The sequence below is a fragment of the Myroides pelagicus genome, from assembly GCF_009711055.1.
Lineage (GTDB): Bacteria > Bacteroidota > Bacteroidia > Flavobacteriales > Flavobacteriaceae > Flavobacterium > Flavobacterium pelagicum.
This window is the reverse complement of sequence record NZ_WMJY01000032.1, coordinates 14822-27050: the sequence shown is the minus strand read 5'-3', so window position 1 is coordinate 27050 and position 12229 is coordinate 14822. Positions and strand designations below refer to the sequence as shown.

General features: G+C 33.8%; 14 protein-coding genes. 8 read left to right on the top strand and 6 right to left on the bottom strand.

What is annotated here, in order from left to right; translation table 11 throughout:
* The first annotated feature begins 1541 nt into the window (after window positions 1-1541).
* Window positions 1542-1901, top strand: a complete 360-nt coding sequence (locus GJV77_RS11960) for a helix-turn-helix domain-containing protein (protein WP_155036593.1) — start codon at window positions 1542-1544, stop codon at window positions 1899-1901.
* Between the two features lie 141 nt (window positions 1902-2042).
* Complete coding sequence (locus GJV77_RS11955) at window positions 2043-2441, top strand: (deoxy)nucleoside triphosphate pyrophosphohydrolase (protein WP_155036592.1); 399 nt, start codon at window positions 2043-2045, stop codon at window positions 2439-2441.
* 137 nt (window positions 2442-2578) lie between these two features.
* Here GJV77_RS11955 and GJV77_RS11950 read toward each other — a convergent pair whose 3' ends face one another.
* The gene (locus GJV77_RS11950; protein ID WP_155036591.1) at window positions 2579-3280 is read right to left on the bottom strand and encodes a LuxR C-terminal-related transcriptional regulator; all 702 of its coding nucleotides are present in this window, start codon (window positions 3278-3280) and stop codon (window positions 2579-2581) included.
* A 364-nt stretch (window positions 3281-3644) separates the two neighbouring features.
* Between GJV77_RS11950 and GJV77_RS11945 the strand changes: the two genes are divergently transcribed.
* Window positions 3645-4118, top strand: coding sequence for a hypothetical protein (locus GJV77_RS11945; RefSeq protein WP_240142864.1), 474 nt, complete (start codon window positions 3645-3647; stop codon window positions 4116-4118).
* Window positions 4119-4205: 87 nt separating this feature from the next.
* On the opposite strand, the gene GJV77_RS11940 is transcribed toward GJV77_RS11945, so the two are convergent.
* On the bottom strand, window positions 4206-4451 hold the full coding sequence (locus tag GJV77_RS11940; RefSeq protein ID WP_155036590.1) for a VF530 family protein: 246 nt from the start codon (window positions 4449-4451) through the stop codon (window positions 4206-4208).
* Between the two features lie 95 nt (window positions 4452-4546).
* Here GJV77_RS11940 and GJV77_RS11935 point away from each other — a divergent pair, with 95 nt between their 5' ends.
* On the top strand, window positions 4547-4804 hold the full coding sequence (locus GJV77_RS11935; protein ID WP_155036589.1) for a hypothetical protein: 258 nt from the start codon (window positions 4547-4549) through the stop codon (window positions 4802-4804).
* A 157-nt stretch (window positions 4805-4961) separates the two neighbouring features.
* Here the strand turns inward: GJV77_RS11935 and GJV77_RS11930 are convergent, their stop codons facing one another.
* The 3 genes from GJV77_RS11930 to GJV77_RS11920 all read right to left on the bottom strand — a co-directional run bounded on the left by GJV77_RS11930 (window position 4962) and on the right by GJV77_RS11920 (window position 7605).
* Entirely contained in the window at window positions 4962-5327 is a 366-nt protein-coding gene (locus GJV77_RS11930; RefSeq protein ID WP_155036588.1) for a nuclear transport factor 2 family protein, read from the bottom strand.
* A gap of 96 nt (window positions 5328-5423) precedes the next feature.
* Window positions 5424-6641, bottom strand: a complete 1218-nt coding sequence (locus tag GJV77_RS11925; protein WP_155036587.1) for a TCR/Tet family MFS transporter — start codon at window positions 6639-6641, stop codon at window positions 5424-5426.
* Window positions 6642-6735: 94 nt separating this feature from the next.
* Entirely contained in the window at window positions 6736-7605 is an 870-nt protein-coding gene (locus tag GJV77_RS11920) for a helix-turn-helix domain-containing protein (protein ID WP_155036586.1), read from the bottom strand.
* A gap of 223 nt (window positions 7606-7828) precedes the next feature.
* Between GJV77_RS11920 and GJV77_RS11915 the strand changes: the two genes are divergently transcribed.
* The 3 genes from GJV77_RS11915 (at window position 7829) to GJV77_RS11905 (ending at window position 11241) form a co-directional block, all read left to right on the top strand.
* Entirely contained in the window at window positions 7829-8635 is an 807-nt protein-coding gene (locus GJV77_RS11915; protein ID WP_155036585.1) for an SDR family oxidoreductase, read from the top strand.
* 88 nt (window positions 8636-8723) lie between these two features.
* Entirely contained in the window at window positions 8724-9380 is a 657-nt protein-coding gene (fsa, locus tag GJV77_RS11910; protein WP_155036584.1) for a fructose-6-phosphate aldolase, read from the top strand.
* Window positions 9381-9837: 457 nt separating this feature from the next.
* Entirely contained in the window at window positions 9838-11241 is a 1404-nt protein-coding gene (locus GJV77_RS11905; RefSeq protein ID WP_155036583.1) for a serine hydrolase, read from the top strand.
* Between the two features lie 45 nt (window positions 11242-11286).
* On the opposite strand, the gene GJV77_RS11900 is transcribed toward GJV77_RS11905, so the two are convergent.
* On the bottom strand, window positions 11287-11385 hold the full coding sequence (locus GJV77_RS11900; protein ID WP_155036595.1) for a 30S ribosomal protein THX: 99 nt from the start codon (window positions 11383-11385) through the stop codon (window positions 11287-11289).
* Window positions 11386-11707: 322 nt separating this feature from the next.
* Between GJV77_RS11900 and bcp the strand changes: the two genes are divergently transcribed.
* Entirely contained in the window at window positions 11708-12169 is a 462-nt protein-coding gene (gene bcp, locus GJV77_RS11895) for a thioredoxin-dependent thiol peroxidase (protein ID WP_155036582.1), read from the top strand.
* Window positions 12170-12229: the final 60 nt, after the last annotated feature.

The following is a 12229-nucleotide window of genomic DNA, read 5'->3' as shown; positions in this document are numbered from 1 at the left end:
CTAACGACCTTGTTTGATTGGCTGTGTTTCATAGTTTTAAATGGTTTTAAAGTGGTTAGTAATAATTATTGATTGCTCCCAGGCAATTATCCCCTTTACTTTTGTAATTACATGATTATAACAAGCTTGTAAATTAAAATGCTCGTAAATAAAAGGCAATAGAAACCCTATACGCATCTAAGTGGTCGATCTTAGTTATAGCGTATAAAAGTTTAAAAAGTAAATAGGATGCATTCTAATAGGACCCCCTTACGTGAAAGTGTTTAATTTAAATTCGATTTGTATTTTGTAGGACGACTTTTTCATTAGTTTATGTTGTTTTTACTGCTTTTTAATACCATTACTGTTACCTAATAAAAATACTAGGTAACGAGTAATGGAATAATTAGGCCTGTACGCAACTCAATATCCCATTGAGCGGTGCGTAAAATAAACTAGTAACCTTGTCTTATTTCTAAGANAATAAACTAGTAACCTTGTCTTATTTCTAAGACAACTAACTAATCAACTAATTCAATTTAAAATGTTAAAATTAACTGCTTATACTAAGAGTAGATAGGATTTTGAAGAAGATCCAAATAGGAATAAATTACACATTTGGTTTATCATTCTAATCTACTCTTTTAAAGCAAAGTGTTTCATAGATCTAAATGGTTTAGTTTGGTTAATAATAGTTTGAAGTAAAAAAATAATTGAAAAATTCTCGAATAGAACATCCGATAAGTCCTTTAAGGATGTAGTACTGCCTTTACAAAAAAGTAACAGCATTAAGTTTTAAATCTCTTTATGCTTGTTTGGGAGACAGCACAACAAAAGATTATATTATATTTTGTCATAGAATAGAAGATGGAAATCTAATATTTTATGAATATATTTTCTCTGGTAGTTCAGTACAGAATACTGAACTACCATACATTGTCGTCTAGAACTTAAAATTAGTCGCTTTTTAGAGTTTTTCCTTTTGGAAAACATATGGAAAGGAATTACTTTTAGAGTGCGAATCAAAAAAGAAAAAACCGATCTTACTAGAAGTGACTTTTTAAGTTAAGACAACCTGAATGAATAAAAGAATTATGACTTCTTTTTCATCCTTTAATTGTATGCGAACTATTTTTAAATCCAATCGCTCTTCTAGTTATAATCCTTTTTCTTCTTAAGAATTGCCCCAGTGAGGTATTAAAATAAAAAATCGCTCACATTAATAATATGAACGATGTTTTCTAGTATGATAAATCAATCCTTGTATAAAGCAAGGAGCGGTTTGTACTTTAGAACTCAAGGCGACCAAGCCTTTTACAATAAAAAATTGTATTTACCATCTTAAAGTACGTGAGAACCGCCCCAATGCATTTACAAAAGTAATAAACTTTTTAGCATGGAGCGACATCACGGTTTTCTTGATGGTAATTATGGTCGTTTTGAGTTCAAGAAAACATCGTTGTTATGTCTGATTGTGTAGACACATATGTCTATATCAAATACAAATATAGTAAAACAATTTAAATAATCCAATATATGTGATTGTTTTTTTAGTGGTAATTATGGAAATAAGAATCTTAAAATACGAGACGACACAGTTTGATTATGATTTTATTAATCATGTTAGAAGAATTAGGAAGTCAAAAAAAATTTCGCAAAAAGAATTAAGTAGATTAATGGGGTTAGCAGATTCTTTTGTAGGTAATGTAGAATCACTTACTCAAGTACATAAATACTCAACAAGGCATATCCCACTTTTAACCAAAGCGTTTAAATTTAATAATATAGCTGAGTTATTTGATTTTGATATACCGACTCATGATTTGATTCAAGTAATAGTGGAGCAGAAAGTAAATATTGGCGGGGATAAGGAAAGAGTGGTTAGTTCGAAAGTTGTTAAAATCGAAGTTTGTAGTGAGTAACTCGTTAACTTCTACTTATTGTAACAATTTAGACCTTAACTTTATTTAGAATTAAGTAAATGTAATTTATACTTTCATTTCTAGTGAATTGTTTTTCTAAAGTGAATTTTTTTTATCTTTTATATTTAAACAATATAACTAATGAAAACTGTAGAAGTAGTAGCTGCTATTATTATAAATGGGGATTATATATTTTGTGCTCAGAGGAATTATAATGACAAAGAGTATTTATCATATAAGTTTGAATTTCCTGGTGGTAAAATAGAACAGGAGGAGACTTACGAGCAAGCATTGTTACGCGAAATAAGAGAAGAACTTGATTGGTCTATTACAATTGACGAGTTTTTTATGTCAGTGGATTATACCTATCCAGATTTTAAGCTAATCATGCATACATATTTATGTAGTCCTGTTAATGAAGAGTTTAACCTAAATGAACACGCTTCATTTAAATGGATAAAACCAGCAGATTTAAAGTATTTAAATTGGGCAGCTGCAGATATTCCAATTGTAGATAAATTGATTAAAAAAAGTTTATAGCTTATTTCTTGTTTGAATGGTAATGTAATAGTTTTAGTTTTTCAATAACTAACATAAAACTGCTACTTGAATAACTAAGACATTTTTTTAATAATATAGAGCTACTAAAGGTGCAATCTTTTATTTAAAGGGAATAACTAATCTCTAGTTGATAGTTTTTTGATCAGTTCTATAAAGCTACGTGAGTTTGTTTTATTTAGTATGTTTTTACGATGGGTTTGTATGGTGCTAGGGCTTAAATACAGAGTATTGGAAATTTCTTTACTTGTTAAGCCTTTTTTGATTAACTGAATTATTTCTTGCTCTCTACTTGTTAGGTTATATTTATTGATTAGATCTAAATATTCACCTTTTTCTTTGTCGAAAATTCTGTAGTCTGTCTCCAAACACAAAGGTTGTGTTATGTCTTGTATTGTGTGTAGGACTAAGGATTTATTCCAATAACCTTCTTTGGTAAGTTCAATAGCGTTGTATTCTTGTAAAATTAAAATGTAGCTACCATCAGCTTTTCGTATGCGATAGCTATATTTGAAAATATATTTGTAGAGCTCATTGTGTCTTAGTGCATTGGTGAATTCCTGTCCTTGCAATTCTTTTTGAAAGAAATAATCTAAATCATCAGGATGAACTAGTCCAAGAAAAAAGGCTACATCGATCTCTTGTTTGGGATAACCAGTGATGGTAAAGAAGGCAGAGTTAATAAATTCTATAGAATTATCTACATTGTTGAAAATGAAAAAATAAGAGTTAGGTGTTTCAGAATCAGTGCTTTCTTTGGAGATCTTTGCATTCTCTTTATTCAAAATATCTACCCATTGTTTATGAAAGTGATTATCCATTAGTTAGTATGTTTGATTGCTAGTAAGGAGTGTTTGTTTTGTTTTTCGTTTGCCAGATAACAAGTAAGTAACTATCTGGTCTTCTATAGTTTTATATGGTTTATATTATTGCACAAATATAAGTAAAATTCGTCATTTGTTGTAATATCAATTGTATATACTTGGGTTTAGCTCCTGAATTGTTAATTTTTGATAGTGTTTAGATATTTACTTCTTTTATAAGAAAGCTGTATAAATAGCAGAATGTATTAGAGGTGATTGTATATTTATTTTTGTAACTTAAATTATTCTTTATATTTGAGAAGAAGAGACTTAGGTCTCTATGGCGATAATTATTTCAAAATAACTAGACTACTAAATATCTATGAAGATTAAACAATTAAATGAGCTTGAAGGGCTAGCGACTTCTCCAAAATTGCGAAAAGCATATACTCAGTTCAATGAATTAATAAATGAACTGAATAATAGGGACCTTCACGAAGATACTATTAAGTTGATTAACATTGAGGTTGATAGTATACATTCGAGCAACAGTATAGAGCATACTTTGGTTAATCTGATTCGAATTGGACAAGCGAAGATTATTAGACTGGTTGAAAAGAAACATAAAATTGTACCCAAAAACTATTATCGTAAGTTTTGGTCTGTATTAGGTATGTCAACTTTTGGCCTTCCATTAGGGGTGGTAGTTGGTGTAGTAATCATGGAGAATATAGGTATGTTAGCTATTGGATTACCTCTTGGTATGATCATCGGTCATGCAGTTGGTAGTATTATGGATAAAAAGGCTTTCAAAGAAGGACGACAGCTAAATATAGATCTGAAAAACGGACTCTAAGTAATTAAGGATGTTTTTTATAACGATTTTTTAAGCAACCTAATGTTAAACCTTGTATACACTCTGGTTTATATACAAGTACGTTGGTTATCTTTCAGATCTTTGTTGTTTAGCTTTTTGGCGCAACACATAAAGGTATAGACTTTCTACCTTATCTCTTGCCCAAGGGGTTTTTCGCAAGAATTTCAAAGAAGAGTTAATACTAGGGTCATGCGTAAAACAACGAATACTAATTTGATTGCCTAAGGCTTCAAATCCATTGTAATAGTCTACTAACTCTTCAAGTATATCTACTAATTTCTTTCCGTGTAGTGGGTCTTTAGAGGTGTGCATATTCTTGTGTTTGCCTCAAAGATAGGTTAAAAAACATTTACGTTATTGAGCAAAAGGTAGTTTTGATTAAATTAGTTCTAAAAAATAGATAACTTATGATTGATAGATTAAATTATAGCGATACACCAATAGTTGTTAGAATGAGTATTGGAGGACTTGAGCATCAATTTATACAAGAAGAAGTAGAAAAGCAATTAGTAGAATTTCTTCCTGTTGTGACTCATAGCTTCAAATTTATAGATGGACAGTGTATGCTGATAGTATCATTGCCAATACAGATGATACCAGAGGTAATAGATAGTTTGATTCAACAAAAGTTAGCAATTTTTGAAGTTACTAAATTCAGCGAGTAGAGAATATAATGTTTGCTGACTTTTTTATACATAGAGTTGATTTAGAGCTGTGTATAAGTCTAGTTTTTTTAAGCTTTAAAAAGAAATACGGCATGTCAAAAAAGATTGTATATAAAGTACTTCTTCTAATAACAATTAACCTATTAAATCTTACTTTTTAATCAAGGACAACACCACTACCACCAATAACCTGTATCGCTGAAGAGGTTTCTTTCCAAAAACGGATATAGCGGAAGTTGTTTTCAAATACATGATTGTCATAACTCCCTTTTAGTTCTATTATAAGTGTTATGACGGCAATATCCTCTATAATATTTATATTTTCAATCTGTGAGCTAATCTCATTGACTTTCATCATACCTGATTGATAAGAGGCGATATCCATTTTTTTAGTTATGGTTTGTCCACTAGGGATAAGAAAGAGTAAATCATCGTGTAGTAGCTCTTCTAAAACAGCAATATCACTGTCTTTCATGGCTTGATACAATTTATTTTCACAATTGATGATATCTTGTTTTGTCATGAGCTAAGTTTTAGTTTGTTTATTAATGGTGTATAAAAGTACTTTTTCTTGACATTATATCCTATTTTTCGATTGTTTTATGTTTGCTTATAGCCTTTAGTGTTGTTTGTTTTGGTATTGCCTATAGACTATCGCCACGCTAATTAACATTAATACCGCCGCTAATAGATATGGAGCCCCAGAGAACTCTACCGGAGCATCACTAGAGGAATAGTAGTAAAATAGGTTGGTCATTAGCGGTGGTCCTATAATCGATGTAGCACTCATCAGGCTTGTCAAAGCGCCTTGTAGTTCTCCTTGTTCACTTACAGGGACTTGTTTACTGATGACTCCCTGTAGTGAAGGACCACAGATTCCCCCAAGTGAATAAGGTAGTAAGAAGACAAACATCATCCATCCCTGATCTGCAAAGGCAAATAACAATAGCCCGATAGCATAACACAATAGTCCTAAATAAATGCTTTTGTAGTCGCCTAGTCGCGGTGTTGTCCATCTAATTAACCCTCCTTGTACAAGGCCTAAGAGTAAACCCAATAGTCCAAGAGATAACCCTACTAGAGCCTCAGACCAATCGAATTTGTACATCACGTAGAAGTGCCAATTACTTTGTACAGCATGTAGTCCTATATAGACTAGGGTTTGGGCTACTATGAGATGGGATATTTTTGGGTACTTTAATAAGAATTTGATAGAACCAATAGGGTTGGCTCTTTTCCATTGAAAGCTTCTGCATTTGTCTTTATCAAGGCTTTCAGGGAGTATAAAATAACCGTAAAGGAAGTTTAATAAACACAGTCCCGCTGCTGCGTAAAAGGGTATTCTTGGCCCGTAATGACCTAGTAATCCTCCTAAAACTGGGCCGATGATAAAGCCGATACCAAAGGCAGCTCCAATCATTCCAAAGTTTTTGGTTCTGTTTTCATCAGTTGATATATCTGCGATATAGGCACTAGCAGTGGAAATACTCGCTCCTGTTAGCCCTGCGATCACTCTTCCGAGAAATAACCAAGTGATGCTAGGGGCAAAGGCTAAGAATAAATAGTCAATACTAAAGCCCATTAGTGAGAGTAACAATATTGGTCGTCGTCCAAATTGATCACTTAGATTGCCTACCAAGGGAGCGAATATAAATTGAGTGAAGGCATAGGCAAACCCTAGCCATCCACCATAGGTAGCGGCTTGATTGATATCACCATCAATGAGTTGTTCGATTAGTTTGGGAATTACCGGGAGTATGATCCCCCATCCAATTATATCTATTACCAGAGTAATGAATATAAAGCCTATGGCTGCTTTTTTCGTTTTGTTTTTCATGCTGTAAAAGTAGTACAGCACTTAGCCACGACTATTGACACTTTCATTGTAGATAAGTGCAGATTTAAAGGTTGGTATTACCAGTGTGGTCTGGCTAACTTTCTTTATAGGCTTTGGGTGACATTCCTGTATTTCTTTTGAAATATCGGCAGAATGTGCTTGTATCTGAAAAGTTGAGTTCGTATCCAACTTCTTTTACCGATAAGCTGGAGCCTTTTAGTAGTGTTTTGGCATGTAAGATCAGCAGGTGATCGATCCATTGCGTGGTGGTTCTTCCTGTGTTTTGTTTTAAGAATGTAGAGAGGTATTGTGGGGTCAAGTTCAGCTTATCGGCGTAGAAGTCCACATTTCGCTCTTTGGCAGCATGGCTTGAAACTAGGGCGTAGAATTGGTCAATTAATTCATGGGTTCTGTTTTTGATTGTATTTTTTGTTGTATTGCCTTTTCGTTGTTGAAGTAGTAAATTCAGTAGGGCTAGGACTAGATGACGCATGACCTCTGTTGAATTATTGTCGTTTGTTTGCTGGATGTTTAGACCGATAAGGTCAAATAGCTTGTGGGTGATTTGTAAATTAGTGTCTTTTAGTTCAATAATCGGGTTCCAACGCAACTCATTATCCATGATAAATTCTTTTGCCATAGGTAAAGAAGTGATCAGGTCAAGTGAAATCCCCAAAGTAATGATCTGGGCATCTGGACTAAGCTTTTTGGTTTCTATCATGATTTGTGGGGGAATTATAGCTAATTCTCCTTGTTGTATATCGAATTCTTGGAAGTGAACCTGAGCTTTCATTTTTCCCTTTACCATATAGGCTAGTAGTAATCCGTCAAACAGACGACTATGCTTGTCGTAGCCTAAGTTAGGCTCGTATTGTTGATTCAGCATAATTATTCCATTAGGCACTTGAGGTGGCTCTAGGTGATAAAGCTGGTAGATATTTTTGAAAGTAAGTAATAAGGCCATAATCTAAGGTCTTTTATAAACGAAGAGACATCGATTGTTTTTTGTGTGAAGCAATGTAGTAATTATTTTCAAAGCAATTTACATGGTTAGATACGTATTTATTGTATGATAGATTTTTGATGGAGGTAGTGTGATCGGAAGTTTAATCTGACAACAATCCTGTCATTGAATTTTAATATTGTGTGATACTGTAGTATATTTGTTGGTATAAGATAAGCATATAATGAGTAAAGTAGTATTTATAACCGGAGGTTCTTCAGGTATAGGTAAATGTATAGGTGAATTTCTTACTCTAAAAGGGTATAAAGTTTATGGGACAAGTCGTGATCCCAAAAGAGTAGTTGGGTCAAAATTTCCTTTAGTAGCATTAGATGTACGAGATAAAGACAGTATCATTGGTGCTATAGATGAAGTTGTTTCTATAGAGGGAAGACTTGATATATTAATTAATAATGCGGGGGTAGGAATTACAGGACCTATAGAGGAAATCCCTACAGAGGAAATTTTTAATAACTTTCAAGTGAATGTTTTTGGTCCTATTGAAGTGATCAAAGCCGCACTTCCCACCATGCGCAATCAACGCCAAGGACTGATAATTAATGTTACTTCCATAGCTGGTTATATGGGGCTTCCTTTTAGAGGGATTTATTCTTCCTCTAAGAGCGCTTTGGAGATGATTACAGAAGCTCTGCGCATGGAGTTAAAGCCTTTTAATATTGAGGTGACTAATGTAGCACCTGGTGACTTTGCGACTAATATCGCCTCAGGGCGTTATCACGCTCCTGTATTAGAGGACTCTGCTTATAAAGAGGTTTATCAGATGTCTTTGGATATGGCCAATACACATGTGGATAGCGGTAATAACCCTATGGAAATGGCTCAAGCTATTTACAAGATTATTAATACTAAAAAACCTAAAGTACGCTATAAAGTAGGTGAATGGCTTCAAAAGTTTTCGTTATTCTTAAAAAAGGTGTTACCAAGCAAGACTTACGAAAAAATGCTGATGAATCACTACAAAATAAAGTAGTAAATTTGATTAGTCAAAATTACGGCAAACCCAGATATATATTGTAATTTTGGCCTACAACATAACATAATATAAGAAATATATTACTATGAAGTTTTTTATTGACACGGCTAATTTAGATCAGATTAGAGAAGCTCAAGCACTTGGTGTTTTGGATGGTGTGACTACCAACCCTTCTTTAATGGCTAAAGAAGGCATTACAGGAGCAGAAAACATCATCAACCATTACAAAACAATCTGTGAGATTGTTGATGGTGATGTTAGTGCTGAAGTTATCTCTGTCGATTACGAAGGGATGATTAGAGAAGGAGAGGAGCTAGCTGCTCTTAACCCTCAAATTGTAGTTAAACTACCAATGACAAAAGAAGGAGTGAAAGCTTGTAAATACTTTTCTTCGAAAGGTATCAAAACAAACGTTACTTTAGTATTCTCTGCAGGTCAAGCTTTATTGGCTGCTAAAGCAGGGGCTACTTATGTGTCTCCATTCATCGGTCGTTTAGACGATATCTCTACAGATGGGTTAATTTTGATCCAAGAGATTCGTCAGATCTATGACAACTACGGATTCCACACAGAAATCTTAGCTGCGTCTGTGCGTCACACGATGCATATTGTCAACTGTGCTAAAATCGGAGCAGATGTTATGACTGGGCCATTAAGTGCTATCGAAGGATTGTTAAAACACCCTTTGACAGATAATGGATTAGCTCAATTTTTAGCTGATTACGCTAAAGGAAATAAATAAAGAGAAATCTTATACACATATATTACAAACTAAGAAAAGACAATCCCTTTGGATTGTCTTTTTTTATATACCCTTTGGAGATTTTTGGGGTGGTATCTCTGCGGAGATGCTTGAGGTATGGGTGCAGTTTGCTTGACCTTTTCTTGCCAAGAGAGGTGCTTTTGGGAGGTATTCTGCAGGAATACTGCACTTATTGGGCAGTCTTGGCAACAAATGACCTGATGAGATTGCTCTCTTTGCTAAAATATGGATTGCAGTATTATTTGTGAAAGCTTGACTTTTTACCTAAATATAAGCAGATTATTAAGCGTGTAACCTTAGTTCATAAGTATAGCTAATCGCGTATTAAGCACGTTTGTCTTTTGAGTTTTGAATGATAAAAAAAAATGAAATATTGTTAAAAGTGCTTTTCTTTGTGAAATTACTAATATATTTAGAGGATAAAGAAAAATAATATATGAAGCGCTTAAGAGTATTATGTATGATAGCTATGTTGTCCTTTGCGACGATGCATGGTCAAGAACAACAAAAGAATCCTTTAGTAGAGACTTTTGTAAAGGATTATAATACAGATGACTATGATGATTTTTACAAGTATTTCTCTGCTTCTCTCAAGGAAGAACTGCCGATCAATCAAGCTAAGAATTTCTTTGTAGAAATGAAGCAAAAGCTGGGGAATATCAAGCATATTGAGTTTTACGGTTTAGACGATAACCAAATACCGCTATATAAAACTGAATTTGAAAACCAAGAGGTTGCCTTGATCAATGTGGCTTTTAACAAGGAAGGGCAGATCGATGGGTTTCGCATCATGGATATGCCTGGACAAAAACAAGGTCAACAGCCTTATATAGGCAAAACAAATGAAGAGCTTGTGTTCGCTGCTGCAAGTGGTTTACCAGAGAAGGGTCAATTTGCTGTAGCTATTATAGACAAAGATCAGGTTGACTTTTTAGGGGTGGAGAACAAAAAGGGTAAAATAGTAGTAAAAGATAATAGTGAGTCTTTGTTCTCAATGGCAAACTTTGCTACTATATTAACCTCTACACTTTATGCAGAGGCTGTAATTAGTGGTAAGATTGATCGTACCGCTAATGCAAATGATTACTATGATTTTGCCTTTCACAATGGCATTGAATTGCCTTTGACTAAACTGGCTAACCATACTGCTTTTGTACCAATGCTTCCTCCTGTGAGTAGAGCCACAGGTGATCAGGATGCTTTCTTTAGCAATTACAACGAAGCTCAGTTGCACGATTATTTAAAAAGCGAATTAGTCATTGACTCTTTAAATACACAGGGTAAGCAGAGCTTTTCTTTCTTGGGTTATGCTATATTAGGTGATGTAGTGACAAGTGCAATGGGAAGTGATTATAAGTCTTTAGTTGAGGACAGGATATTTGCGCCTTATCAGATGAAGAGTAGTTTGGTGGAGTATAATAAGAAGAATAAAAAAATCGTAAAGGGTATTGACCGCCTTGGTAATCAGGCTAAGGAAGTACCAGCTAATGCATTTAAGTATGCGACCAGTTCGTTTTCTAGTTCAAAGGATATGAGTAAGTTTATTCAAGCCCAGTTCAATAAACAGGATAAGCTATTGGCTATGACAAGACAGCCTACCACTATAGTATCTCCTGAGTTTTGGTTATCCTCTGGTTGGAAAATAGCACTGCTTAAAGATTTGGATAGTAAGTTGTACTTTTTAAGAGGAATTGATAGCGGGTATTCAAACTATATTGGTTTTGATCCTATCAAGCATAAGGGAGTTGTTATTCTTTCTAATACATCAACCGATACGGGACTAAAAGCTTTAGATGAATTGAGCTATCTATTGATGATGAAATTATTTGATGAAAAATAAAGAAATAAAAAAAGGCCTTTTCTAAATGAGAAGGCCTTTTTTAGATCAAGATTTATTTTTCTTTACTTTTTTCTTTGGTCTTTTTACTCCATAAGACTTGTTTACAGTTTTTCCTCTTCGTGTTTTTAAATCTCCTTTACCCATGTTTTCAATGTTTTTAAAAGTGAATTGATTAACTATAAACCAACCGTTTAGGTCAGTTGTGATAACCCACAAGATAATAAAACTGAAATTAGTTTCCAATTTCTATAGTGAGTAATTTAGCATTTGTTTTTAGTATGCGTAATTACTTATTGGTATTAGTGTAAAGAGGCTAAGTATATTACAGGTGATTACATGAGTTTCTCTTTGTTTTTTTATTAGAAATTCAGTTGAGGGTGATCGGACTATAAAGACTAACTACTATAGAGTTATTGTTGTTTTGTTAGAATTGTCTATTTTTACAATAAATCAAAATCAAAGAGCAATGACAAGTTTAAAAGTAGGAGATAAAGCACCAGCCTTTAAGGGAGTGGATCAAGCGGGAAAGACACATACATTAGCGGACTATAAAGGGAAGAAGTTAGTCGTTTTCTTTTACCCAAAAGCTAGTACGCCTGGGTGTACATGGGAAGCGTGTAACTTGAGAGATAACTATGCTATTTTGAAGCAAAAGGGTTTTGAACTATTAGGTGTAAGTGCTGATCCAGCGGCAAAGCAACAAAAGTTTATTGACAAGAATGATTTGCCTTTCCCTTTGTTAGCTGATGAGGACAAAGAGGTCTTGAATGCCTTTGGCGTTTGGGGACCAAAGAAATTTATGGGAAGAACCTATGACGGTATTCATAGAACGACATTTGTCATCGATGAGAACGGTGTGTTAATTGACGTAATTACAAAAGTAAAAACCAAGGATCACGCTGCTCAGATATTAGCTTCGGTAGAATAAAATAAAAAATAATACGTTATATAAAGGCATTGTTTTATAAACATTGCCTTTTCTTTTTTA